Origin of the sequence: Nocardioides zeae (assembly GCF_030818655.1) — a bacterium.
GTDB lineage: Bacteria > Actinomycetota > Actinomycetes > Propionibacteriales > Nocardioidaceae > Nocardioides > Nocardioides zeae_A.
In genome coordinates this window covers 1-24,939 of sequence record NZ_JAUTAN010000001.1, presented here as the reverse complement: position 1 = coordinate 24,939, position 24,939 = coordinate 1, and the positions used below count along the sequence as shown (strand labels likewise).

17 protein-coding genes and 1 pseudogene are annotated in these 24,939 nt (G+C 73.4%); 10 read left to right on the top strand and 8 right to left on the bottom strand.

What is annotated here, in order from left to right; genetic code table 11:
• Position 1: 1 nt before the first annotated feature.
• The 4 genes and pseudogenes from QE405_RS21050 to QE405_RS00075 all read left to right on the top strand — a co-directional run bounded on the left by QE405_RS21050 (position 2) and on the right by QE405_RS00075 (position 5,178).
• The gene (locus tag QE405_RS21050; protein ID WP_444939674.1) at positions 2 to 601 is read left to right on the top strand and encodes a DUF5691 domain-containing protein; all 600 of its coding nucleotides are present in this window, start codon (positions 2 to 4) and stop codon (positions 599 to 601) included.
• Complete coding sequence (locus QE405_RS00090; RefSeq protein ID WP_307198196.1) at positions 598 to 1,725, top strand: ATP-binding protein; 1,128 nt, start codon at positions 598 to 600, stop codon at positions 1,723 to 1,725. The genes QE405_RS21050 and QE405_RS00090 overlap by 4 nt, the downstream gene beginning before the upstream one ends.
• Positions 1,644 to 4,003: pseudogene (locus QE405_RS20835) on the top strand (DUF5682 family protein). Before QE405_RS00090 ends, QE405_RS20835 begins: the two are co-directional and overlap by 82 nt.
• On the top strand, positions 4,000 to 5,178 hold the full coding sequence (locus QE405_RS00075) for a vWA domain-containing protein (RefSeq protein WP_307198195.1): 1,179 nt from the start codon (positions 4,000 to 4,002) through the stop codon (positions 5,176 to 5,178). The pseudogene QE405_RS20835 and the gene QE405_RS00075 overlap by 4 nt, the downstream one beginning before the upstream one ends.
• 12 nt (positions 5,179 to 5,190) lie before the next feature.
• Here the strand turns inward: QE405_RS00075 and QE405_RS00070 are convergent, their stop codons facing one another.
• The 3 genes from QE405_RS00070 to nrdR form a co-directional block, all read right to left on the bottom strand.
• On the bottom strand, positions 5,191 to 6,000 hold the full coding sequence (locus QE405_RS00070; protein WP_307198194.1) for a hypothetical protein: 810 nt from the start codon (positions 5,998 to 6,000) through the stop codon (positions 5,191 to 5,193).
• Positions 6,001 to 6,100: 100 nt separating this feature from the next.
• A complete protein-coding gene (locus tag QE405_RS00065; protein WP_307198193.1) occupies positions 6,101 to 9,001 on the bottom strand; it encodes a vitamin B12-dependent ribonucleotide reductase in 2,901 nt (966 codons plus the stop codon).
• A 215-nt stretch (positions 9,002 to 9,216) separates the two neighbouring features.
• Entirely contained in the window at positions 9,217 to 9,774 is a 558-nt protein-coding gene (nrdR, locus tag QE405_RS00060; protein ID WP_307198192.1) for a transcriptional regulator NrdR, read from the bottom strand.
• A gap of 262 nt (positions 9,775 to 10,036) precedes the next feature.
• Here nrdR and QE405_RS00055 point away from each other — a divergent pair, with 262 nt between their 5' ends.
• Complete coding sequence (locus tag QE405_RS00055) at positions 10,037 to 10,372, top strand: hypothetical protein (RefSeq protein ID WP_307198191.1); 336 nt, start codon at positions 10,037 to 10,039, stop codon at positions 10,370 to 10,372.
• A gap of 155 nt (positions 10,373 to 10,527) precedes the next feature.
• Here QE405_RS00055 and QE405_RS00050 read toward each other — a convergent pair whose 3' ends face one another.
• Positions 10,528 to 10,920, bottom strand: a complete 393-nt coding sequence (locus QE405_RS00050; protein WP_307198190.1) for a LysM peptidoglycan-binding domain-containing protein — start codon at positions 10,918 to 10,920, stop codon at positions 10,528 to 10,530.
• Between the two features lie 346 nt (positions 10,921 to 11,266).
• Here QE405_RS00050 and lexA point away from each other — a divergent pair, with 346 nt between their 5' ends.
• The 5 genes from lexA to QE405_RS00025 all read left to right on the top strand — a co-directional run bounded on the left by lexA (position 11,267) and on the right by QE405_RS00025 (position 17,960).
• Positions 11,267 to 12,010, top strand: coding sequence for a transcriptional repressor LexA (gene lexA, locus QE405_RS00045; protein ID WP_307198189.1), 744 nt, complete (start codon positions 11,267 to 11,269; stop codon positions 12,008 to 12,010).
• Between the two features lie 81 nt (positions 12,011 to 12,091).
• Positions 12,092 to 12,535 carry a hypothetical protein gene (locus tag QE405_RS00040; protein ID WP_307198188.1) on the top strand — a complete coding sequence of 148 codons (444 nt, stop codon included), beginning with the start codon at positions 12,092 to 12,094 and terminating at the stop codon, positions 12,533 to 12,535.
• A 123-nt stretch (positions 12,536 to 12,658) separates the two neighbouring features.
• Complete coding sequence (locus tag QE405_RS00035) at positions 12,659 to 14,797, top strand: fibronectin type III domain-containing protein (protein ID WP_307198187.1); 2,139 nt, start codon at positions 12,659 to 12,661, stop codon at positions 14,795 to 14,797.
• Between the two features lie 90 nt (positions 14,798 to 14,887).
• Positions 14,888 to 16,609, top strand: a complete 1,722-nt coding sequence (locus QE405_RS00030; protein ID WP_307198186.1) for an alkaline phosphatase D family protein — start codon at positions 14,888 to 14,890, stop codon at positions 16,607 to 16,609.
• 1 nt (position 16,610) lies between these two features.
• Positions 16,611 to 17,960, top strand: a complete 1,350-nt coding sequence (locus QE405_RS00025; protein WP_307198185.1) for an alkaline phosphatase family protein — start codon at positions 16,611 to 16,613, stop codon at positions 17,958 to 17,960.
• Here the strand turns inward: QE405_RS00025 and QE405_RS00020 are convergent.
• From QE405_RS00020 to QE405_RS00005, 4 genes are all read right to left on the bottom strand, one after another.
• The gene (locus tag QE405_RS00020) at positions 17,946 to 20,045 is read right to left on the bottom strand and encodes an ATP-dependent DNA helicase (protein WP_373459429.1); all 2,100 of its coding nucleotides are present in this window, start codon (positions 20,043 to 20,045) and stop codon (positions 17,946 to 17,948) included. The genes QE405_RS00025 and QE405_RS00020 overlap by 15 nt on opposite strands.
• Positions 20,046 to 20,178: 133 nt before the next feature.
• Positions 20,179 to 22,617, bottom strand: coding sequence for a protein translocase subunit SecD (secD, locus tag QE405_RS00015; protein WP_307198184.1), 2,439 nt, complete (start codon positions 22,615 to 22,617; stop codon positions 20,179 to 20,181).
• 126 nt (positions 22,618 to 22,743) lie between these two features.
• The gene (gene hflX / locus QE405_RS00010; RefSeq protein ID WP_307198183.1) at positions 22,744 to 24,258 is read right to left on the bottom strand and encodes a GTPase HflX; all 1,515 of its coding nucleotides are present in this window, start codon (positions 24,256 to 24,258) and stop codon (positions 22,744 to 22,746) included.
• A 42-nt stretch (positions 24,259 to 24,300) separates the two neighbouring features.
• Positions 24,301 to 24,939 (bottom strand): alkaline phosphatase D family protein (locus QE405_RS00005; protein ID WP_307198182.1); only part of this gene is annotated, 639 nt, incomplete at its 5' end.

The window sequence follows — 24,939 nt, the reverse complement described above, 5'->3', positions numbered from 1 at the left end:
CGTGCGCGACGGGCTCACCCCTCCCCCGCGCGGCACGTCCCGCCACGACTGGTGGCTCGCCACGTTGGTGACCGGCGCCCCGCTCACCGTGCTGACCCGGGGGTCCGGGGTGGACGAGGCCGCGACGTACCAGCGTCTCCCCGACCCCCTCCGCGACGCCGTGCGACGGGCGGTGCTGCTGCGCCGCGACGCCGTCTGGGCGCGGGCGGTGATCGCCGTGGAGGGACGCCCCTCGGGGCTGCTGTCGGTGCTGCCCCTCGAGGAACGCACGCAGCACCTCGGGTCCGGTCTCGCCCGCTGCCGTGGAGCCGGTGACCTGCGGGACCTCCGCGACCTGCTCGCCGCCCTCCCCGTGCCCGCCGACCCCGGCCTGGGCCGCGAGGCGGTCGAGGCGCTGCACCGCGTGCCGCCGCCGCGGCTCGTGCTGCCGACCGAGGTGTTCCACCACCTGCGCGACGCGCTGGTGGACGCCCCGCCCGCGACGCTCGACCGGCTCACCGACCTGGTGCGCACCGACCTGCCCGAGACCACCGGTCGACCCCTCTCGACCGCCCTGCAGCTCCTGTCCTTCCGACGCACGATCAGCGAGGCCCTGCGATGACGACCACCCCTGGCACGCCCGAGACCCCCGAGGTGCTGCGGCCCCACGCCGAGCAGGCGTACGCCGACGAGCTCGCCGCCCTGCGGGACCACGACGCCGCGTCGGGCCGGGCGCGCCCGCCGAGCTGGCAGCTGTCGCCGGGGGCGGTGACGACCTACCTGCTCGGCGGCGAGCTGCCGGACGGGACGGTCATCAGCCCGAAGTACGTCGGGTCGCGGCGCCTCGTCGAGATCGCGGTGGCCTCGCTGGCGACCGACCGGGCGCTGCTGCTGCTCGGCGTGCCCGGCACGGCGAAGACGTGGGTCGGCGAGCACCTGGCGGCGGCGATCAGCGGCACCTCGACGCTCGTCGTGCAGGGCACGGCGGGCACGGCGGAGGAGGCGCTGCGCTACGGGTGGAACTACGCCCGGCTGCTCGCCGAGGGGCCGTCCGAGGCGGCGCTGGTGCCCAGCCCGGTCATGCGCGCGATGCGCACCGGCGCGCTGGTGCGCATCGAGGAGCTGACCCGCATCCCGGCCGACGTCCAGGACGCGCTCATCTCGATCCTGTCGGAGAAGACCCTGCCGGTGCCCGAGCTCGACACCGAGGTGCAGGCCCGGCCGGGCTTCAACGTGATCGCCACCGCCAACAACCGCGACAAGGGCGTCAACGACCTGTCGTCGGCGCTCAAGCGACGGTTCAACACCGTCGTGCTGCCGCTGCCCGACAGCGTCGAGCAGGAGGTCGAGATCGTGCGCAGCCGGGTGTCGGCGCTGGGCCGCTCGCTCGACCTGCCCGCCGACCTCGGTGGCACCGAGGGGGCGCCGAGCGAGATCGAGCGCGTCGTCACGGTGTTCCGGGAGCTGCGCTCGGGCTCGACGCTCGACCGGCGCACGAGCCTGAAGTCGCCGTCGGCCACGCTGTCGACCGCCGAGGCGATCTCGGTGATGACCAACGGGCTGTCGCTGGCGGCGCACTTCGGTGACGGGGTCGTGCGCGCCGCCGACGTCGCCGCGGGCCTCGTCGGCGCCGTGGTGAAGGACCCGGTGGCGGACGCGATCGTGTGGCAGGAGTACCTCGAGACCGTCGTCCGCGACCGCCCCGCGTGGGCGGACCTCTACCGCGCGTGCCGCGAGCTGGGCTGAGCGCTGCTCCCGTGACTGCCGTGACCACGAGCGTCCTCGTCCCCCTCGGCATCCGCCACCACGGCCCGGGCTCGGCCCGCGCCGTGCGGGCGGCCCTGGAGGAGCTGCAGCCCGACCTCGTCGTGGTCGAGGGCTGCCCGGAGCTCGACCCGCTGGTGGCCCACGTCGCCGACCCCGGGCTCGTGCCGCCCGTGGCGGCGCTCGTGTACGCCGCGGACGACCCGCGCCGGGCGTCGTTCTACCCGTTCGCCGCGTTCTCCCCCGAGTGGGTCGCGCTGCGCTGGGCGGTCGCCCGCGGCGTACCGGTGCGGTTCGCGGACCTGCCCGCCGTCCACCAGCTGGCCCCTGTTGATGTCGAGGGGGCCCCGGAGGACGCCCGGCCCGCGTCGTACCCCGACGTGATCGGGACGCTCGCCCGCACGGCCGGGTACGACGACCCCGAGCGGTGGTGGGAGGACGCCGTCGAGCTGCCCGACGCCACGGTGAGCGTGCTCGACCGGTTCGCGCTGCTGCGCGAGGCGGTGACGGAGGTGCGCGACGCCCACCGTTCCGAGCACGCGGACGAGGACCTCGAGAACGCGCGGCGGGAGGCGGCGATGCGTCGTGTCGTGCGGGCGGCGTTCAAGGAGGGCCACGAGCGGGTGGCGTTCGTGTGCGGTGCGTTCCACGCCCCGGCGCTGCACCTGCCCGACTTCCCGGCGGCCGCCCATGACAACCGGCTCCTCGCGCGCCTGCCGCGCACCAAGGTGGCGGTCACCTGGGTGCCGTGGACGCACGGGCGGCTGCAGTTCACGAGCGGGTACGGCGCGGGCGTCGGCTCGCCGGGCTGGTACGACCACCTCTTCACCTGGGCCGACCGCGACCGGGACGGCGTGGTGCCGGCGTGGATGGTGGCCGTCGCCCGGGCGTTGCGGACCGCCGGGATCGACGCCCCGCCCGCGTCGCTGGTGGAGGCCACGCGGCTGGCCGATGACCTGGCGGTCATGCGCGGGCGACCGTCGGCGGGGCTCGCGGAGCTGCAGGACGCGGTGCTGACGGTGCTGTGCGAGGGCTCGGCCGTGCCGTTGCAGCTCGTCGAGGAGCAGGTGGTCGTGGGCCAGCGGCTGGGCGAGGTCCCCGAGCACGTGCCGATGGCGCCGGTGGCCGCGGACCTCGCGCGGCAGCAGCGCGCCGTGCGGCTCAAGCCGAGCGCGTCGGTGACGGAGACCGTGCTCGACCTGCGCACGCCCAACGGCCGCGCCCGCTCCGCGCTGCTGCACCGGCTGCGCCTGCTCGGCGTCGCCTGGGGCACGCCGATCGACGCGGCCGCACGACGGGCACCTTCAAGGAGGCCTGGCGGCTGCAGTGGGACCCGGGCTTCGCCGTCGCCCTCGTCGACGCGGGCCTGCGGGGCACGACGGTCGCCGACGCCGCCGCCCGCACGGTCGCCGAGGACGCCGCCGTGGCTCCCGACCTCCCCGCGCTGAGCGACCTCGTCGAGGCCTGCCTGCTCGCCGACCTGCCCGCGGGGCTGGCCGCCGTGGTCGACGCACTGGCCGAGCGCACGACCCACCAGCACGACGCGCTGGCGCTCGCGGAGAGCGTGGGGCCGCTGGCGCGGACGCGGCGGTACGGCGACGTGCGCGGCGCCGACACGACCCGCGTCGCCGACCTGCTCGGCACCGTGGTCGTGCGGGCGTCCGTCGGGCTGCGGGCCGCCTGCGCGAGCCTCGACGACGACGCGGCCGCGCGCGCCCGCCGCGCGATCGAGACCTGCGACGAGGGCGTGACGCTGCTGGACGACGAGGCGCTGCGCCAGCCGTGGCAGGAGGCGCTCGGCGGGTTGGCGGCCGACGAGGCGCTGCACGGCTCGGTGGTGGGACGGGCCAACCGGTTGCTGCTCGACGCGGGACTGGTCGTGCCGGCCACCGCGGCCGAGCGGATGGCCCGCCGGTTGTCCCCCGCCGCCCCGGCGCCTGCGGCGGCGGCCTGGCTCGACGGCTTCCTCGCCGGCGACGCGGCCGTGCTGCTCCACGACGACGACCTGCTGCGGATCCTCGACGACTGGATGGCCGGCACCGCCGACGCCGTCTTCGACGACCTGCTGCCGCTGCTGCGTCGCACCTTCGCGCGGTTCTCGTCCGCCGAGCGACGCGCGGTGGCGCGCGGGGTGGGGCGGGGGCCGCGGTCCGGCGGCGCGTCCGGTGGCCTCGTGCTCGACGTCGACGGGGCCGCGCCGGTGCTCGCCGGGGTGGCGCGGTTGTTGGGTGCTCCCGAGGTGGGAGGTGCGGTCGCATGAGCGAGCGGGACGCCCGCACGCGGTGGCGGTTGGTCCTCGGGGCGCCGTCCGACGAGGTGCTGGGGAACGACGGCCACGGTGTCGAGCTCTCCGCCGACGACGTGAAGCGGGACGAGGCGCTGGAGGCGTTGTACGGCGAGCGCTCCGGCTCCCGCTCGCGGACCGGGGGGCTCGGTGGTTCGTCGCCGCGGGTCGCCCGCTGGTTGGGCGACATCCGCACCTACTTCCCGAGCTCCGTCGTGCAGGTGCTCCAGGTCGACGCCATGGAGCGGCTGGGCCTCCGCGAGCTGCTGGCGGAGCCGGAGCTGATGGAGGCGGTGCAGCCGGACGTGCACCTCGTGACCACGCTGATGGGGCTGCGGGGCGTCATCCCCGAGCACTCGAAGCAGACGGCCCGCCGGGTCGTGCGGACCGTCGTCGACGAGATCGAGGAGCGGATCCGCGCGCGCACCGTGCAGGCCGTGACCGGTGCGCTCGACCGCGCCGCCCGCACCCGCCGTCCGCGGCCGGCCGACATCGACTGGAGGCGCACCATCGCCGCGAACCTCCAGCACTACCTGCCCGAGCACCGCACCGTCGTGCCCGAGCGCCTCGTCGGCCACGCGCGCCGGGCCCACCAGCTCGAGCGCGAGATCGTGCTGTGCGTCGACCAGTCGGGGTCGATGGGCCCCTCGGTCGTCTACGCGTCCGTGTACGGCGCCGTCCTCGCCTCGCTGCGCTCCGTCGCGACCCGGTTGGTCGTCTTCGACACCGAGGTCGTCGACCTCACCGACGACATGGACGACCCGGTCGACGTGCTCTTCGGGGTGCAGCTCGGCGGCGGCACGGACATCAACCGCGCGCTGGCCTACTGCGAGAGCCGCATCGAGCGGCCCACCGACACCGTGCTCGTGCTGCTGAGCGACCTGTTCGAGGGCGGCATCGCCGAGGAGATGCTCGCGCGCTGCGCGCGTCTCGTTGCGTCGGGCGTCACCGTGGTCGCGCTGCTCGCGCTGAGCGACGACGGGGCACCGGCGTACGACGAGGACCACGCCTCCGCGCTCGCCGGGCTGGGCGTGCCCACGTTCGCGTGCACGCCCGAGGCGTTCCCGGACCTCATCGCGGCCGCGATCGAGCGGCGGGACATCACCGCGTGGGCCGCGGCGGAAGGGATCGTGACGGCGCAGCCGGGGTGAGGCTGGGGGGCGTCAGCGGACGCGCATCCGCATGACGACGTCACGGAGACCGACGAACCACCGCGTGTGATAGCCCGTCTGGCCACGCTGCAGTGCGCGCTCGATGCCGTCCAGGACGAAGTCGCGGCTCCAGTGACCGCGGCGGACGAGCTCGGGGATCACGTGACGATCCATCCGACGCGACTGCCACGCCATCGTCTGGTCGCACTGCGCCAGCGATGCGCCGGGAACGCCGTCGACGTCGAAGACCGCGGCCAGCGTCGTCCCGATCAAGGTGGGGCGTGCCTCGAGGTACGACAGGAGCCATCCGCCCCCACGGGCCGACGGCAACCACGCCCCCAGCAGGAGCACTGCCCCGTGGTCGAGCGGCGGCGGCACCAGGCCGTCGCGGACCCAGTCGAACATCGCCTCTATCCCGTTGAGACCGTCCCAGTCCTTCGGCGACCGGACGAGCCGCGCCGACCACTCGTGCACGAAGACGTGGAGGTCCTCGGGATGGAGTGCCGGTGGCAGGTCGATCCGGTCCCTCAGGTCGAGGGGCCAGTATCGAGCGGCACGCTCGGGTGACAGGCAGGCCAGCTGGGCTGCGGAGGACGCCGACCAGTGGGCCGGGGTCAGCCGGCCCCTCCACTCACCGTCGGGCGCCAGGCTGCCACCCGGCAGGGATGAGACCCGAGCGTCGTGCCGGCGGACGAACGGAGCGACGGAGCGTCTCTCGGACGGCGTCGCCGCCTGCATCAGCCTGACGACCCCGTCTCGGTCGCCCCGGCCCAGAGCGTCCGTGAGGGCCAGCCGGAGCGGGGGTCCACCGACGGAGTCCACGCGCGCAGGTTAGCGGCGTGCCGCCAGCGACCGACATGGCCGACGGCCCCGGCCCCTCCACGAGGAGGGACCGGGGCCGTCGGGGTGACGCGGGTGAGGCTCAGCTGCAGCCGCTGGTCGAGCCGCAGCCCTCGCAGACGTAGCACGAACCAGCCGGGCGCATCTTGGTGCCGCAGGTGAAGCAGAGCGGGCTGTCGACCGCCGTGCCCGTGATCTTCTCGAGCAGCTCCGCGGAGGTGTGGGCCTCCTTCGGGGCGGGCTTGGCGCCGGACTCGGCCGACGGAGCCTTCTCCTCCACCGCGACCTCGGGCAGCGGCGTGATCTCCACGGTCGGCGCCTCGAGCAGCTCGGCCGCCGAGCCCGTCTCCTCGACCGGCTCGTAGGAGCCCGTCTCGAGGTGACGCTGGCGCTCCTCGGCCGAGTAGATGCCGAGGCCCGCCCGCTCGTCGAACGGCAGGTAGTCCAGCGCCAGGCGACGGAAGATGTAGTCCATGATCGACTGGCTCATCCGGACGTCCGGGTCGTCGGTCAGACCGGCCGGCTCGAAGCGCAGGTTGGTGAACTTCGAGACGTAGGTCTCGAGCGGCACGCCGTACTGCAGACCGATCGACACCGCGATCGAGAACGCGTCCATCACGCCGGCCAGGGTCGAGCCCTGCTTTCCGAGCTTGAGGAAGATCTCGCCGAGCTCGCCGTCCTCGTGGGCGCCGGAGGTCATGTAGCCCTCCGCGCCGCCGACCGTGAACGACGTCGTGCGGGAAACACGCGACTTCGGGAGGCGCTTGCGGGTCGGAGCGTAGACGATCTTCTCGACGACCTTCTCCACGACCTCGGCCGCCTCGGCAGCCTCGGCGGCGTCGGCCGCGTCCTTCTTCGCCTTGCCGCCACCGTCGGAGAGGGGCTGGCCCACCTTGCAGTTGTCGCGGTAGATCGCCGTGGCCTTGAGGCCCAGCTTCCACGACTGCAGGTAGACGTCCTCGATCTCCTCGACCGTGGCCGACTCGGGCAGGTTGACCGTCTTGCTGATCGCGCCCGAGAGGAACGGCTGCGCCGCGGCCATCATGCGGACGTGGCCCATGGGCTTGAGCGAGCGGGCACCCATCGCGGTGTCGAACACCTCGTAGTGCTCCTGGCGCAGGCCGGGGGCGTCGATGACGTGGCCGTGCTCGGCGATGTAGTCGACGATGGCCTCGACCTGCTCCGGCTGGTAGCCCAGCTTCTTCAGCGCGCGCGGGATCGTCTGGTTGACGATCTGCATCGAGCCGCCGCCGACGAGCTTCTTGAACTTCACGAGCGAGAAGTCGGGCTCGATGCCGGTGGTGTCGCAGTCCATCATGAAGCCGATGGTGCCGGTGGGGGCGAGCACGGAGGCCTGCGCGTTGCGGAAGCCGTTGACCTTGCCCAGCTCGACGACCTTCGCCCACTCCTTGGTGGCGAGGCGGTGCACGGCCGTGTCGTTGCTGTGCATCGTGCGCACGGCGTCGTTGGCGGCCTGGTGCTTGCGCATGACGCGCTGGTGCGCCTCGGCGTTGCGGGCGTAGCCGTTGTAGGGGCCCACGATCGCGGCGAGCTCGGCCGAGCGGCGGTACGACGTGCCGGTCATCAGCGAGGTGATGGTGCCGGCCATGGCGCGGCCACCGTCGGAGTCGTAGCCGAGGCCCATGGCCATCAGCAGCGCGCCGAGGTTGGCGTAGCCGATGCCCAGCTGGCGGTAGTTGCGCGTCGTCTCGCCGATGGGCTCCGTCGGGAAGTCGGCGAAGCAGATCGAGATGTCCATCGCGGTGATGATGATCTCGACGGCCTTGGCGAACAGGTCGGCGTCGAACGTGTCGTCGTCCTTGAGGAACTTCAGCAGGTTGAGCGACGCCAGGTTGCAGGACGAGTTGTCGAGCGACATGTACTCCGAGCACGGGTTGGACGCAGTGATGCGACCCGTCTCGGGGTTGGTGTGCCAGTCGTTGATCGTGTCGTCGTACTGCAGGCCCGGGTCGGCGCACTCCCAGGCGGCCTTCGCGATCTTGTGGAAGAGCTCGCGGGCGTCGACCGTCTCGATGACCTCACCGGTCTGGCGGGCGCGGAGACCGAACTCCGTGCCGTCCTCGACGGCGCGCATGAACTCGTCGGAGACGCGGACCGAGTTGTTGGCGTTCTGGTACTGCACCGAGGTGATGTCGTCGCCGCCGAGGTCCATGTCGAAGCCGGCGTCTCGCAGCGCGCGGATCTTGTCCTCCTCGCGCGCCTTCGTCGCGACGAACTCCTCGATGTCCGGGTGGTCGACGTCGAGGACGACCATCTTGGCCGCACGACGCGTGGCGCCGCCCGACTTGATGGTGCCCGCCGATGCGTCGGCGCCGCGCATGAAGGAGACGGGACCGCTCGCGGTGCCGCCCGAGGAGAGCAGCTCCTTGCTGGAGCGGATGCGGGAGAGGTTCAGGCCGGCACCGGAGCCGCCCTTGAAGATGAAGCCCTCCTCCTTGTACCAGTTCAGGATCGAGTCCATCGAGTCGTCGACCGACAGGATGAAGCAGGCGGAGACCTGCTGGGGGCTCGACGTGCCCACGTTGAACCACACGGGCGAGTTGAACGAGAAGTACTGGTGGACCAGCAGCCAGGTGAGCTCGTGCTCGAAGACCTGGGCGGCCGCCTCGTCGGCGAAGTAGCCGTGCTCGACGCCGGCCGCGACGTACGTCTTCACGACGCGGTCGACGAGCTGCTTGAGGCTCCACTCGCGCGCGTCGGTGCCGAGCGCGCCGCGGAAGTACTTCGACGTGACGATGGTCGAGGCGTTGACGGACCAGAAGTCCGGGAACTCGACGCCGCGCTGCTCGAAGACGGTGGCACCCGTCTTCCAGTTCGTCTGGACGACGTCGCGACGCTCCCAGGTGATCTCGTCGTAGGGGTGCACACCCGGGGTGCTGAACACCGGGGTGAGGGTGAGGCCGGCCGAGCCCGAACGACCCTCAGCGCCTGCTGCGCCCGGGCCGCTCACCGTCTCCGTCATGAAATCTCCTCGATCGTCGCTGCTGGGTCACTACTGGCTGTCGTTCGGTCGTGCTGGTCGCGCACGAGGGCCGGGGACTCCCCCGTACAACGCTCTCGCGGCGACATGTATTGCTGGTCTGCGTGCTGTGGTGCGTGCGGATGTCGGCGCGAGGCCGACGGACGAATGGTGTGCCCGGCACGCCGCTTCCCCACGACGTGCCGGGCAGCTGGTGGTCAGCCGCTGGTGGCGGGCGCCGGGCGCTGTGCAGCGTTGCCGACGGCACTGACAGTTCTGGGATCCCCACCGGGACCGTCCCCGGGCTCACCGGCGGCGGCCGCCGCCTCGGCCCGGTCGAGCCGCAGCAGGCCGATCTCCGCCTCGAAGTCGGCGGCGGACTCGAACGAGCGGTAGACGCTCGCGAAGCGCAGGTAGGCCACCTCGTCGAGCTGCCGCAGCGGGCCGAGGATCGCGAGGCCGACGTCGTGCGCCTTGATCTCGGCCGAGCCGGAGGCACGCAGCGTGTCCTCGACGGCCTGGCCCAGGCAGGCCAGGTCGTCGTCGCTCACCGGTCGGCCCTTGCAGGCCTTCCGCACGCCGGCGATGGCCTTCGCGCGGTTGAACGGCTCGCTCGCGCCCGACCGCTTCAGCACCGAGAGCTGCATGAGCTCGACCGTCGTGAACCGCTGCTCGCACGCGAGGCACGAGCGCCGACGCCGGATGGAGGCGCCGTCCTCCGCGACCCGGGAGTCGAGGACCTTGGTGTCGCTGTTGCGGCAGAACGGGCAGTGCACGGCGCGACCTCTCCTCGGATCCGGGGTGTGGACGTAGATGTGGATGGAACGGCCCCGCCTGTGGAGGGACCCGCCGACTTCTGTGGATTCACAGAAGCCTTCTGGGGACTAGATGTGGATAACTACATCGGTGTAAGTACTAGATGTGGGGGTAACCGTACGCGCCACCCCCCAGCCGTGCAAGTGCTCCCGAGAACCCGCCGAACGCGCAGGTCAGAGCGCTTCGGCGGCGTGTCGCGCCCCCATCCGTCATGATGGGGCGGTGGCCGGGGGGAAGCGTGCAGGAGACCGATCGGGAGAGCCGAACCGCGCCCGAGGATCAGGCCGGGCCCTCGCCCTGCACGCCCTGGGCATCACGCTGACGGTCGTCGCGTGGGGCTACCTCGTCTGGATGGCGATCGACCTCGGGCGCGCGGCGCGCGACGACGGGAGCGGCGTCGCCTGGCTCCTGCTCGCGCTGGCCTGCCTCGGCGCCATCGCCTGCCTCTTCGTCGGACTGCTGCTCGGCGGGAGCGCCCTGCGCCTCCTCGGTGGAGCGGGCGGCACACCCGGTGACCAGCCACCGCGACCGACCGGCGGCAAGCGCGCCGCCCGCTGACCGGACGACGGGGACGACCCTCCGGGAACGGCACGAGGGGCGAGCCCGCCGTCGCAGGCCCGCCCCTCGCTCTCTTCCCCTGGTCCGGCAGGTCGGGGTCGAGTCGACCTGCCGGGATCGTGGGCGTCGCGGACCTGCCGCGACGCGGTGCGGCGTCAGCCGGCCGCGGGCACCTCGAGCTGGTCGCCGGCCATCAGCGCCCCGGAGCTCAGGTGGTTGATCGAGCGGATCTCGTCGATGACGTCCTGCACCGACTCGCCCGAACCGGCACGCGCCGCGGCGATGTCCCACAGCGTGTCGCCCGACTGGACGCGGATGGTCTCCGTCTGCCCGGCGGTCGACTCGTCGCTCGCGGCGGACACCGAGCCGAGGACGACGCCCAGGGCGAGCATGGCGACGAGACCGAGCACCAGCACCACCAGACGGCCGCGTCGCGTGAGGCGCAGCGAGCCCTGCGCCCGGGGAGCCGGGCGCGCCGGACGGACCGCGCGAACAGGACGGGCGGACCGGGTTGCCGGCAGCTGCGGGGCGAATGCGGTCGAGCTCATGGTGACCTCCTGGGGAAGTGTCGGGTCGTGACGAGCGATGTCTATCGACGGCCACCGACAGTTCTGGTCGGCGTCACCGCCGGACCCACCGTCGATCACACGTTCGATCGAACACCTGAGCGACACTAGAGCAGGTGTTCGATCGGATCAAGGGTGCGGTCGAACATTTCTTCGACGGCGTACCGACGGCGACACGGGACACGCCGGTCGAACAGATGTTTGAATCCGCACGGGTCCGACGACTAGCGTGCGGTCCGCGACGGTGTCCCGCCTGCAGCACGGCGCGGGGGCACCGAGCAGTCGACCGAGCGGCGAAGCGTCCGAGGGCGCGGAAAGAAGGACGGACATGGCGGCGACCAAGGACCCGGGCGACGACGCAGGGGTGACGGACGTGTCGGCGGTGCCGCAGCCCGGTGCGGGGCAGGCGCGCCTGACGCCGCGCCAGGCGCGCGTGCTCGCCGTCATCACGACCGCGCTCGACGAGCGGGGCTACCCGCCGAGCATGCGCGAGATCGGCGAGCAGGTCGGCCTCACCAGCTCGTCCTCGGTCGCCCACCAGCTCAAGGCGCTGGAGGAGAAGGGTTACCTCCGTCGCGACCCCAACCGCCCCCGGGCGATCCAGGTGGTCGGGCACGGCCTCGAGGTCGAGCGCGCGGCGCTCTCCAGCGCGGACGAGTCCGTCATCGACGAGACCGACATCGGCGAGGCGCGCCCCGCCGCGACGTACGTGCCGGTCGTCGGACGGATCGCGGCCGGCGGCCCGATCCTCGCGGAGCAGCGGGTCGAGGAGGTCTTCCCCCTCCCGCAGCAGCTCGTCGGGGACGGCACGCTCTACATGCTGGAGGTGTCCGGCGACTCGATGATCGACGCGGCGATCTGCGACGGCGACTACGTGGTGGTCCGCCAGCAGCCGACGGCCGAGAACGGCGAGATCGTCGCCGCGATGATCGACGGCGAGGCGACCGTGAAGACGTTCCAGCGCCGCAACGGGCAGGTCTGGCTCCTCCCCCACAACGAGGCGTACGACCCGATCGACGGCACCCACGCCACCATCCTCGGCAAGGTGACGGCGGTCCTCCGCCGCCTCTGATCCCGACTGCTCCGGGCCCGGTCGTCCCGGGCCCGGGGACGGCCGTAGGATCACGTCGAGGCCGTCCCCGAGGAGACCGCAATGCCGAGCGACACCCCGCGCTTCCCGGTGCTGGAGGCTGCCGACGGCTACCGGATCCGCGACGTGGACGCCCACGTCACCGCGCTGGTCGAGGAGATGCGTCGCGGCCGACGCACCGGCTTCCACCCCGGCCCCTTCGACCCCCGTCCGTTCCCGGCGGTGCACGACGCCCAGGTGTACGACGCGGGCGTCGTCGACGCCTGGATGGACCAGTGCTCCGCGGAGCTCGAGGCCCGGCGCCAGCACCCGTCCAACGGGGGCGGGTGGCAGGCCGGGGAGCCCTACGCGGGCGACCTCGACGACCCGCCGGAGCTCCGTGACACCGGCGTCCGGGACGACAGTACGCCCGACCACTTCGTCAGCAGCGTCCCGACCTGGGCCCGGGTCGTGGCCCTCGTGGTGATCGTCGCGCTCCTCGGCGCCTACGTGCTCTCCTTCTTCTGATCCGCGCGGGCCGCACGGATCAGGACGGCCCGCTCTCCGTCCCCACCCGTACAGCGCGGACCCGTCATCCCCAGGGCGACGGACCTGTGCCCGTCCGACGCCCCGGCGGGGTTGGATGGCCCCATGTCGCCCTTCCGCCTCCTCGTCGTCGTGGCCCTCGTGGTCGCCGGCTGCGCGCTGCCGCCGGCGGTCGGCGCTGCGCCCGGCGGTGCGGCGGGCACGGCGGGCCCGGCGGCTGCCGTGGCAGCCACCCCGGCGTCCGATCCCCTGGCCCTGTCGTCGCTCCCCGGTGCCCCGCGCACGGTCCTCCTCGACGTCGACGGCCACGAGGTGCGCGACACGGCGTGGAACACCGTGCACGGCCTCCCGGCGGGCGCCTACGCCGGCCTGCGCCCCGCCGCGGGGTGGGACCCGACGACCCTCGAGCTCGTCCGGCTCGTCTGGCTGCGGGTCGCCGACGACCTGGCGCCCTTCGCCGTCGACGTCACCACCGCCGACCCGGGCGCGGCCGCCCTCGAGCGCTCGTCGGCCGCGGACGGCGCCTACGGGATGCGGGTGCTGCTCACGACCGACACGTCCGCCGCGCCGACGCTGTGCGACGAGCCCTGCGGCGGCATCGCCTTCACCGACGCCTTCGACCGCGTCGGCTCGGCCGACCAGTCCCCCGCGTGGGTGTTCGTCGACCCGGCCGACCTCGCCGCGGTCCGCACCGACCCCGGACGGCTGCCCGCGCTCGCCGACACGCTCGCGGCGGCCGCCTCCCACGAGCTGGGCCACACCCTCGGCCTCGGGCACGACGGTGACGAGGAGTTCGAGTACCACCCGGGACACGGCAACTGGGCCCCCGTCATGGGCCGCAGCGAGGGTGTGCCCCTCGTGCAGTGGAGCAACGGGGAGTATCCCGGTGCCGTCCGGCGCGAGGACGACGTCGCCCTCATCGCCGCCAACGGTGCTCCGCTCCGCGACGACGACCACGGTGACACCCCCGCGACCGGCACCGTGGTCGCCACCGACGCCATGACCGAGGGCGCGACCGAGGGCGTGATCGGCACCAGGACGGATCGCGACGTCCTCCTCGTCGACACGACCTGCACCGGCACGATCCGGGCCCGTGTGGCCCCATCGCCGGGCGGCAACCTCGACGTCGGCCTGCGCCTCCTGCGCCCCGACGGCAGGGTCCAGGAGGTGGCGGGCACGGGCACGCACGGCGACGGGGCCGTGCTCGGCCTCGACGCCCAGCTCGTCAGCGGCCCCGTGCCGGCCGGTCGGTGGGCCGTCGAGATCGACGGGGTCCCCGTCACGACGGGGACGGTCGCGGACGGGAGCCCGACGTGGTCCGACTACGGGAGCCTGGGCGCCTGGTCCGCCCGCGTCAGCACCGCGTGCGCCGGGGCGGTGCCGCCACCGGTCACCGACGTGCGGGCGGCCCCGCCCGCCCCCGGGGTGCTGCAGGTCCGCTGGGGAACCGCGTCGGGGACGTCCCCGACGGCCTACGAGGTGCGGCTGTGGGACGGCGACCACCTCGTCCGCGGGCCGGAGACCGTCAGCGTCGGCACCAGCTCGGCAACGAGCGAGGCATCGGCCCGCGGTGGCCGCCACCAGCTGGGCGGGCTGCGGTCGGCCGCGACGTACCGGGTCGAGGTGCGCAGCGTCGCGGGCGGCGAGCGCGGCGCCTGGTCGAGCGCGACCGGGCGCACGCCGCCGGGTGCGGTGACCCGGCTCGTCGCGAGCGGCGCCCGCCCGACCTCCGTGACGCTCGGCTGGGCGCCGCCGACGGTGGGCGCCGGCGACGTCACGGGATACGTCGTGGCCGTGGACGGGCGCTCGCGGTGGGTCCCGGCCGACCAGCGCCACCTCACGCTCACCGGCCTGCGGGCCGGCAGCTCCCTGGCCGTCGAGGTGCGGCCCACGTCCGCCGTCGGCCACGGAGCCTCCGCGTCGCTCACCGTGCGGCTGCCGCGGGCGACGGTGCCGTCGGCTCCGACGGGGATCAGCGTCCGGCCCGGTCGGCCCGGGCGACCGACCACCGCGCATGTGCGGTGGGGCGCGGCGCACCCCAACGGAGCCGCCATCACGGCCTACTACGTGGTGGCCCGTCCCGCGAGCGGCAGCAGGACCACCAAGGTCTCCCGGGTGCTCGGCCCGGCCGCCCGGTCGCTCGACCTGCCTCTCCCCTCCGGCCGGTGGACCGTCGATGTCCACGCGGTCAACGACCGCGGTACGGGGCCCGGGAAGCGGTCCGTGCCGGTGCTCGCGCAGTAGCCACGTGAACGGACGGCGACGGTTCGCCGTCGGGACCGTGCTCACACCGCTGCACGCGGAACCCGCGGGTCCGGCCCTCGTTACCGGGGTGTGACCGAGACCTCGTCCTCCTGCGCGCCGCGGCCCGAGCTGCCGCCGGTCCGGCGCCGTACCGTGCTCGCCGGTTCCGCCGTGGCCGGCGCCGCTGTGGCCGGAGCCGCCGCGGTGGCGGACCCGTGGGGCTCCCCCGCCGCGCAGGCCGCCACCTCGCCGTACTTCCAGCACGGCGTCGCCTCCGGTGACCCGCTGCCCGACCGCGTCGTGCTGTGGACGCGGGTGACGCCCCAGCGCGACGCCACCCCCGGCTCGGGCCGCGGTGGCAACGTCACCGTCGAGTGGCAGGTCGCGACCGACACGCGCTTCCTCCACCTCGCCGCGCGCGGCACCTACCGCACCGGGCCGGCCGCCGACCACACCGTGAAGGTCGACGCGACGGGCCTCCGGCCCGGCACGCGGTACGTCTACCGCTTCCTCCTCAACGGCGTCCCCAGCCCCGTCGGCCGCACGCGGACGGCGCCCGCCGCCACCGCGGTGCCCGACCGCCTGCGTCTCGGCGTGGTCTCCTGCGCCAACCTGCAGGCCGGCTACTTCCACGCCTACCGGCACCTCGCGCAGCGCGACGACCTCGACGCGATCCTGCACCTCGGGGACTACCTGTACGAGTACGGACCGGGCGAGTACGGGCTCGGCAGGGACAACGTCGACGTGCGGCGGCACGTGCCGGCGCGGGAGATGGTCTCGCTCGCGGACCACCGGCAACGCCACGCGCAGTACAAGCAGGACCCCGACCTGCAGTGGCTGCACTCGAAGTACCCCTTCATCGTCACCTGGGACGACCACGAGACGACGAACGACGCCTGGCGCGGCGGCGCCGAGAACCACCAGCCCGCCACCGAGGGCGACTGGGCCACGCGGCGCGCGCGGGCCCACCGGGCCTACGACGAGTGGATGCCCGTGCGGATGAACGGCACCGCCGCGCTCGGCGACGGCACCCGCCTGTTCCGCAGCCTGCGCTTCGGCCGCCTGGCCCAGCTCTCGATGCTCGACCTGCGGACCTACCGCGACGAGCAGGTCGCCTATCCCGCCGTCGACGCCCGGGTCAGCGACCCCGCCCGCACCATCACCGGCCGGGCGCAGCTGGACTGGCTGAAGGACGCGCTCGGCACGACCCAGGTGCAGTGGAAGCTCGTCGGCAACCCCGTGATGATCGCCCCCGTCACCTTCGCCCAGCTCCCGACGGAGCTCCTCGACCCGGTCAACGACGTGACGCACCTGCTGCCGCGCGACGGCTCGCCCTACAACGTCGACCAGTGGGACGGCTACACCGACGACCGCCGCGAGCTGTTCACCCACATCCGCGACCGGGGCATCCGCGACACCGTCTTCGTCACCGGCGACATCCACTCCGGGTGGGCCGCCGACCTGCCGTACGACGTCGCGACCTACCCGCTCGGCCGCTCGGCCGGCGTCGAGTTCGTCGCGAGCTCGGTGACGTCCAACAACCTCAAGGACATCCTCGGCGTGCCGCCGCGCACCGGCAGCCTCGCCGTCGAGTCGGCCATCCGGCTGGCCAACCGCCACGTGCGCTACCTCGACTTCGACTCGCACGGCTACTCCGTGCTCGACGTGACGAGCGCCCGGGTGCAGATGGACTGGTACGTCACCGGCCCCCGGGACCAGCGCGGCGCCGGCAGCACCCACGCCGTCTCGTTCCAGACGCTCGCCGGCACGAACACCATCAGCCGGGCCGCCGGGCCCGTGGGAGGACGCTGACATGACCGACTGCGTGCACCGGGACGCCGCGACCCCCTCGCCGTTCCTCGACGGGGACCCCGAGCGGGAGCACCTGCGGCCCGCCGCCCAGCGCCGTACCTTCCTCAAGGTGGCCGGGGCCGGCGGCGCCGCGCTCACCTTCTCGGCCGCCCTCGGCGCGGAGCGGGCAGCGGCGACCAGCCGCCCTGCGCTGGGCAACCGGGCCTACGTGATCGTCGTCGACGGCTGCCGCCCCGACGAGATCGACTCGGGGCTGATGCCGAACCTGCAGGCGCTGCGCGCCGGGGGCCTGCACTTCCCGCAGGGTCGCTCGCTCCCGATCATGGAGACGATCCCCAACCACGTCATGATGATGACGGGCGTGCGGCCCGACCGGAACGGCGTGCCGGCGAACTCGGTCTACGACCGTGCCCTGGGCGCCGAGCGCACCCTGGAGCTGCCGACGGACCTCAAGGCCACCACGCTCATGACGCTCGCGCGCAAGCACGGCATGACGGCGGGCTCGGTGCTGAGCAAGGAGTACCTCTACGGCATCTTCGGGCGGAACGCGACGTACCGCTGGGAGCCGGGCCCGATCGTCCCCGTCAGCGGGCACGCCCCCGACCCGTTCACGATGGACGCGGCGCTCTCGATCGTCGAGGAGTTCGACCCGCACCTCGTCTTCGTCAACCTGGGCGACGTGGACCGCGTCGGCCACACCGACCTGACGGGCGGGCTGTCGCTGGAGCTGCTGCGGCGTACGGCGCTGGTGGCGACCGACCTGCAGGTGAAGCGCTTCGTCGACATGCTGAAGTCCACCGGCCGGTGGGCACGGTCGCTGGTCGTGGTGCTCGCCGACCACTCGATGGACTGGTCGCTGCCCCACAAGGTCGTCTCCCTGACCTCGCCCCTCGCCGCCGACCCGGTGCTGAAGGGCAAGGTCGCCATCGCCCAGAACGGCGGCGCGAACCTCGTCTACTGGACCGGCCCGGCGAGCCAGCGCCAGGCCGGTGTCGACCGCATCGTGGCGATCGCGAAGGTCCAGCCGGGCGTGCTCGGCGTCTACGACCGGGCCCGCGTGCCCCGCCTCCGCCTGGGGGCGAACGCCGGCGACGTGGTCGTCTACTGCCGCGCGGGCTGGCGGTTCTCCGACCCGCACGTGCTCGCCAACCCCATCCCCGGCAACCACGGGCACCCCACGACGGAGCCGATCCCGTTCTTCCTCGCCGGCGGCCACCCCGCCGTGCCACGGGGTCGCACCTCGCCCCTCGTGGCCACCACCGTCGACGTCACGCCGACGGTCGCCCGCTTCCTCGGCCTGCCCTTCCCCACCGGACGGTGGGCCTGGGACGGGCGGTCACTCCTCGGCTGAGGCCGACAGCCGCGCCAACGCCTTGACGACGACCTCCGGGTCCGTCGTCCGCCACATGGCGGGCAGGCTGGCCTCGAGGAAGCGCCCGTAGCGCGCTGTCGCCAGGCGGGGGTCGAGCATCGCCACCACCCCGCGGTCCTCGACCGTGCGGATCAGCCGCCCCGCGCCCTGCGCCAGCAGGAGCGCGGCGTGGGTGGCCGCGACCTGCATGAAGCCGTTGCCACCGGCGGCGTCCACGGCCCGCTGGCGGGCCGACATCAACGGGTCGTCGGGCCGCGGGAACGGGATCCGGTCGATGAGGACCAGCTGGCAGGTGTCCCCGGGCACGTCGAGGCCCTGCCAGAGCCCGAGCGTGCCGAAGAGGTTGGTGTGGGGGTCGCCGACGAACTGGCGCGTCAGCTCGGAGAGCTGCGCGTCGCCCTGGGCGAGGGTCGTCAGGTGGGGCAGGCGCTCCCGCACGGCCTCGGCCGCCGCCTCCGCGGCCCGGCGCGAGGAGAAGAGGCCGAGCGTGCGGCCCTCCGCGGCGTCGATGAGCCGCACGATCTCGTCGACCTGGGCCGCCCCGAGACCGTCGCGACCGGGCGGCGGGAGGTGGCGCGCCACGTAGAGGATCCCCTGCCGGCCGTAGTCGAACGGCGAGCCGACGTCGAGGCCGCGCCACGGCAGCACACCGGACGACGCTGCGGCGTCGCCGTCGACCTTCGCGGCCGCCGCCGCGTCGGAGGCGCCGATCCGGTCCGCACGCTCCGACGGCTTGAGCCCGACCGTGGAGGCCACCACGTCGAAGTCGCCGCCCAGCATGAGCGTCGCGGAGGTGAAGACCACCGTCGACTCCGTCAGCAACCGGTCCCGCATCTGGCCCCACACCTGCAGGGGCGCCACGCAGAGGCGGTCGGGAATCCGGTCGCGGCCCGAGCCGAAGGGCCGCGACAGCCACACGACGTCGTTGTCGCTGTTGGCGGCCAGGCGCTCGGCGGTCGTGAAGACCTCCTGCACCCCCGCCTTGGCCTGCGCCTTGCCGGCGTCGGGCTCACCGGGCGCGTCCTTCGGCCCTCGCGCGAACGCCGAGACGCACTCCCGCGCCGCGTCGCGGACGAGCTCGAGCGACTCCGCGACGAGGTCGGGCAGCCGGTCGAGGCGTCCCGCCTCCGTCTCGCTCATCGCCGCGCGCAGCGACTCGGCCGCGTCGGCCAGGTCGTCGGCGGGGTTGCTCGGCGCGTCCGCCTCCTCGACGTGGCGCCGGGCCCGGCGCGCCGCCCGGTCGACGTCGTTGGCGCTGAGCTCGTCGGTGGCTGCCTGCGTCACGCGCGCGACCAGCTCGTGGGCCTCGTCGACGACGACCGCGTCGTACTCCGGGATCATCGGGATGCCCTCGATCGCGTCGATCGCGAGCAGCGAGTGGTTGGTGATGACGAGCTGCGAGTCGGCGGCCTTCGCCTTGGCGCGCTCGGCGAAGCACTCCTCCCCGTAGGCGCAGCGCGTGGCGCCGAGGCACTCCCGCGCGCTGACGCTCACCTGGCGCCACGTGCGGTCGTTGTGGCGCGGCGCGTGGTCCTTGTCGCCGGGACCACCCGCCTCCGCCTGCTCCTCGGCCCACGAGCGCAGCGCGAGCACCTCGGCGCCCAGCGTGCCCTCCGGCACCTCCACCAGCACGCCCTGGTCGTCGGGGACGCCCTCGCGGATGCGGTGCAGGCACGCGTAGTTGGACCGGCCCTTCAGCACCGCGTAGGACGTGTCGACGCCCTTCTCGCCCTTCACCGCCTTGACCAGCCGCGGCAGGTCGCGCTCCACCAGCTGGTGCTGCAGCGCGAGCGTGGCCGTGGCGATGACGACGCGCTCCCCGTGGAGCATCGAGGGCACCAGGTAGGCCAGCGACTTGCCGGTGCCGGTGCCGGCCTGCACCAGCAGGTGCTCCTCGTCGGCGAGGGCCTCCGCGACGGCGTCCGCCATCTGCAGCTGCCCCGCCCGCTCGGCCCCGCCGAGGGCGGCGACCGCCGTGCCGAGCACCTCCCGCACCCGCGACGGACGCCCGGCGGAGGCCGTCACGGCAGGCTCGTCGGGGGCGTTCGCGGAGGGGGAGGACACCCGGGCAACCCTAGCCGCGGCGGCGCCGGTACGACGCGGCGCATCCACAGGCGACGCGTCAGCCCCGCAGCGACGCCGAACGGCCCGCCCCCGGCGAGGGGCGGGCCGTCGGTACGGCGAGGGAGCGCGTCGGTCAGACCACGGCGCCCGAGTCGTTCGGGTCGCGGGTCGCCCTCTCCTTCTTGTCGCGCGAGAACGGCGAGCGCTGGTTGAAGTACGTCAGCAGCGGTCCGGCGAGCAGCGTCGTGGACGCCGTGCCGAACAGCAGGCCGAGGAGCAGCGCGAGCGCGAAGTCCTGGAGCGAGTCGCCACCGAGGATGGTGAGCGCGGCCAGGATGAAGATCGAGCCGATACCGGTGTTGACCGTGCGCGGCAGCGTCTCGAGGACGGCCTGGTTGGTCACGTCGACGAAGTTCGGGTCCTCCACCTCGGCGGCCTTCTTGGTCAGCACGGTGCCGCCCTCGGCCGCCTTCGCGTCGGCCTCCGCGGCCGCCGCCAGGCGGTCCTTGCGGGCCTGGCCCGTCGCCCACCACTTCTCACGCACGCGGTCGAAGACGACGATCGTGTCGTTGATGGAGAGACCGATGATCGTCAGCGCGGCGGCGAGGAAGACGCCGTCGATGGGCTTGCCGAGCCACGCGAAGATGCCGACGACGAGCACGACGTCGTTGGCCATCGCGAGCGCCGCGGCGACACCGAACGTCCACTTGAACCGGATCGCCAGGTAGATCATCTGGGCGAGCAGGGCCAGGACGAGCGCGATGATGGCGTTGCGGAAGAGCTCGCCACCGAGCGCCGCGCCCAGGCTGTCGTCGGAGACGACCTCGGAGACCCCGACCTCCTGGTCGAGCGCCTCGCGGATCTGGCCCTCCTCGGCGTCGCTGATGCGACCGGTGCGCACGGAGATGTCGCCCGCGTCGGCCGACTGCACGACGGCCTCAGGGAAGCCGGCGTCCGCGATGACCTCGCGGGCGCGGTCGGGCGTGATGCTCTGCTCCGTCGCGTAGATGACGTTGCGGCCACCGGTGAACTCCAGGCCGAGGTTGAGGCCCTGGGTGGCGATGCCGGCGACGGCGATGATGCAGGCGGTCAGCGAGCCGAGCACGAACACCTTGCGCCGCTGGATGAGGCGGGGGTTCTTCCGCTCGAGCCAGAGCCGCACGCGGCCCACGGACGCGAGGCCGGTGACCTTCGGGTTGCGGTTCACCCAGCGCGACGAGACGGCCGCGGTCGTCAGGATGCGGGCGATGACCAGCGCCGAGATCATCGACGCCACGGTGCCGATGATGAGGGTGACGCCGAAGCCCTGGACGGGTCCGGACGCGAGGAACACGAGCAGGATCGCCGCGAGGAGCGTCGTCACGTTGGAGTCGAGGATCGCGGTGAAGGCCTTGTTGAAGCCCACCTGGAGAGCGCGCCGGAGGCCCGCCGCCCGGTTCGCGGCGAACTCCTCCCGCGCTCTCTCGAAGACGAGCACGTTGGCGTCGATGGCGAGTCCGATGGCGAGCACGAATCCGGCGAGACCCGGCAGGGTCAGGGTCGCACCGAGGAAGACGAGCATCGCGTAGGAGATCAGCGCGTACGTCGCGAGCGCGAGCGTCGCCATGAGGCCGACGAGGCGGTAGACGAAGATGACGAAGAGGCCCGTCAGCGCGACACCGATGATGCCGGCCTCGGCGGACGACTTGATGGCCGAGTTGCCGAGCGTGGGGCCGATGGTGCGCACGTCGGGCGCGATGTCCTGGCCGTCGGCCTCGCCCGCGATGCGCAGGGGCAGCGAGCCGCCCTCGATGAGCACGGCGAGGTCGTCGGCCTCGGCCTGGCTGAAGCTGCCCGTGATCTGGGTCGAGCCCGTGATCGAGCCGCCACAGGGGATGGTGACCTCGGGCGAGGAGATGGGCTCGTCGTCGAGGAGGATCGCGATGCGGTTCGCGGGGTTCTGGGCGCAGGCGGCGGCCTTGCTGAGCTCGCCGAAGGCGTCGGAGCCGGCGCCCGAGAAGTCGACGGTCACGGCCCAGTCGACCTGGTTCTGCGGCTGCTCGGCCGCAGCGCCGGTGATGTCGTTGCCCTTGAGGGCGACCGGGCCGACCACGAGGGCCTGGCCCTGCTCGTCGGTGACGGCGCACTCCTGCGCCTCGGCGTCGGCGGACCCGTCCTCGCGGGCGGCCGCCGCGGCGTCCGCGCACTCGGGGACGGTGCCGGTGTCGGCCTGCGAGAAGGCCCGGACGACGGGCCGCACCTCGAGCTGCGCGGTCTGGCCGAGCACCTCGAGCGCCTCGTCGGGGTTCTCGACGCCGGGCAGCTCGATGATGATCCGGTTGGAGCCGGACCGCACGACGGTCGACTCGCTGACGCCGAGGCCGTCGACGCGCTGGCGGAGCACCTCGACCACCTGGTCGACCTCACCGGCGGTCGGGTCCTCCCCCGCCTGGTCGGAGAGCACGGTCAGCGTGATCTGGCTGCCGCCCTCGAGGTCGATGCCCAGTCGGGGCTCGATCTTCCACGCGGCGGCCGCACAGGCGGCGAGCAGCGCGACCACGAACAGCAGTCGGAGGATGATTCCGCGAGACATGCACTACCTGCTCTGACGAGGGCCGACGAGGACGCAAACGGATGAAAGGTTACAGACCCTCCGCCGCGCCGTGGCATCGGCAACGCCGTGCGGCCCCTCCCCCGGCACGCCGCCGGGGAGCGGGGCTCACCCCGCGGCGTACGGCGCGAGCTCGCCCGCGAGGGACGCGTTCGCGCGCCCGGAGACGCGCGTGCCGTCCCCGGTGTGCTCGAGCTGGTCGATCTCCGCGTGCTGGTGGATGCGGTTCATGAGGTCGCCCCGGGCGTAGGGCACCAGCACGTCGAACGGCTCGGCCGGGTGGGGCAGCTCGCCCTCGACGACGCGCAGCGCCTCGGCGATGCCCTCGCCGGTGCGGGCGCTGACGACCACGAGGTGCGGCTCGCGCTGCTTGAGGCGCGCGAGCGCGATCTCGTCGGCGATGTCGGCCTTGTTGACGATGAGCAGCTCGGGCACCTTGTCGGCGCCGATCTCGGCGAAGACCTCGCGCACGGCGGCGATCTGGCCCTCGGGGTCGGGGTGCGAGCCGTCGACGACGTGGAGGATGAGGTCGGAGTCGGCGACCTCCTCCAGCGTCGACCGGAACGCCTCGACGAGCTGGTGGGGCAGGTGCCGCACGAACCCGACGGTGTCGGACATCGTGTAGACCCGGCCGTCGGAGGTCGTCGTGCGGCGCGTCGTCGGGTCCAGGGTCGCGAACAGCGCGTTCTCGACGAGCACGCCCGCGTCGGTCAGGCGGTTGAGCAGCGAGGACTTGCCCGCGTTGGTGTAGCCCGCGATCGCGACGCTGGGGATCTGGTTGCGCCGGCGCTCCGAGCGCATCGTGTCGCGCGTGCCCTTCATCTGGGCGAGCTGACGGCGCAGCTTGGCGATCTTCGTGTTGATGCGACGACGGTCGGTCTCGATCTTCGTCTCACCGGGACCACGACCACCGATGCCCGCGCCGCCGGCGACCCGGCCACCGGCCTGGCGCGACAGGTTGCCGCCCCAGCCGCGCAGACGCTGCTTCATGTAGCTCAGCTGCGCCAGCTCGACCTGCGCCTGGCCCTCGCGGCTCTTCGCGTGCTGGGCGAAGATGTCGAGGATCAGCGCGGTGCGGTCGACGACCTTGACCTTGAGCCGGTCCTCCAGGTTGCGCAGCTGGCTGGGCGCCAGCTCACCGTCGCAGATGACGGTGTCGGCGCCGGTGGCCTGCACGATCTCGGCGATGCCCTCGACCTTGCCCCGACCGACGTACGTCGCGGGGTCGGGGCTCTGGCGGCGCTGGTAGAGCGCCTCGAGCACCTCGGAGCCCGCCGTCTCGGCGAGGAGGGCCAGCTCGGCCATGGAGTTCTCGGCGTCGGCGACGGAGCCCTCGGTCCAGACGCCGACGAGCACGACGCGCTCGAGGCGGAGCTGCCGGTACTCGACCTCGGTGATGTCCTCGAGCTCGGTGCGCAGGCTGGCCACGCGGCGCAACTGGTGGCGCTCGGCGAGGTCCATCGCGCCGGTCGTGAGGTCCTCGGGGTCGGGCCCGTCGGCGGGGACGACGTCCTCGACGAGGTCGTCGGGCTCGTCGGCGTACCCGGAGACGAAGTCGTCGTCGTCCCAGTCGGAGGTGGCCGCCAGCTCGGCGGAGAGGGAGAAGTCAGGTGCGTTGCTCATACGCCCACCAGAGTAGGCCGCCCACCCCGAGCGCGCGACGGGTTAAGCCGCAGGCGTAACGGGATCCGCCGGATCGAGGTCCACCGACCACAGCACGGTGCCCGCCGCGTCGCGGAGCTCGACCCGCAGCCGGCCGTCGGCGTCGATCTCGCCCCACCCGACGTAGGTCTGGTCGGGCCGGGGCGCGCGGCGGTGGTCGACGGTGTTGCCCTTGACGTAGAGCTGGGTCGCCCCGAACGTGCGGTCCGGCTCCTTCGTCCCGAACGCGCAGGCCGCCAGCGGCCCCGAGATGAACTCCCAGAAGGGGTCGAAGTCGGTGTACGCCGCGTCCGCGGGGTCGAAGCGGTGCGCGGCGGTGAAGTGCACGTCCGCGGTGATCCACACGACGTTGCGCACGCCGGCGGCCTTGAAGGCCGACAGGATCCGCGCCAGCTCGTGCTCGCGGCCGCGCGGCGCGCCGTGGTCGCCGTTGCCGTAGCCGTCGAGGTCCTGCTGGCGGCGCGGGGCCAGCCCGATGGGCTGGTCGGCGGAGATGACCTTCCACGTGGCGCGCGAGGCGATGACCTCGCGGATGAGCCACGCGGTCTGCTCCTCGCCGAGCAGCGCCGGCTCGCCCTCCGTCGTGCCGGCGTAGTTCGCGCCGCGGAAGGTGCGCTGGTCGAGGCAGAAGACGTCGAGGTG

Excerpts from the sequence above, each read along its gene's own strand:
- QE405_RS00050 (WP_307198190.1), bottom strand. The coding sequence starts at position 10,920 with ATGAGCTCGACCGCATTCGCCCCGCAGCTGCCGGCAACCCGGTCCGCC.
- hflX (WP_307198183.1), bottom strand. The coding sequence starts at position 24,258 with ATGAGCAACGCACCTGACTTCTCCCTCTCCGCCGAGCTGGCGGCCACC.
- QE405_RS00025 (WP_307198185.1), top strand. The coding sequence starts at position 16,611 with ATGACCGACTGCGTGCACCGGGACGCCGCGACCCCCTCGCCGTTCCTC.
- QE405_RS00065 (WP_307198193.1), bottom strand. The coding sequence starts at position 9,001 with ATGACGGAGACGGTGAGCGGCCCGGGCGCAGCAGGCGCTGAGGGTCGT.
- QE405_RS00090 (WP_307198196.1), top strand. The coding sequence starts at position 598 with ATGACGACCACCCCTGGCACGCCCGAGACCCCCGAGGTGCTGCGGCCC.
- QE405_RS00075 (WP_307198195.1), top strand. The coding sequence starts at position 4,000 with ATGAGCGAGCGGGACGCCCGCACGCGGTGGCGGTTGGTCCTCGGGGCG.
- lexA (WP_307198189.1), top strand. The coding sequence starts at position 11,267 with ATGGCGGCGACCAAGGACCCGGGCGACGACGCAGGGGTGACGGACGTG.
- secD (WP_307198184.1), bottom strand. The coding sequence starts at position 22,617 with ATGTCTCGCGGAATCATCCTCCGACTGCTGTTCGTGGTCGCGCTGCTC.
- QE405_RS00035 (WP_307198187.1), top strand. The coding sequence starts at position 12,659 with ATGTCGCCCTTCCGCCTCCTCGTCGTCGTGGCCCTCGTGGTCGCCGGC.
- QE405_RS00040 (WP_307198188.1), top strand. The coding sequence starts at position 12,092 with ATGCCGAGCGACACCCCGCGCTTCCCGGTGCTGGAGGCTGCCGACGGC.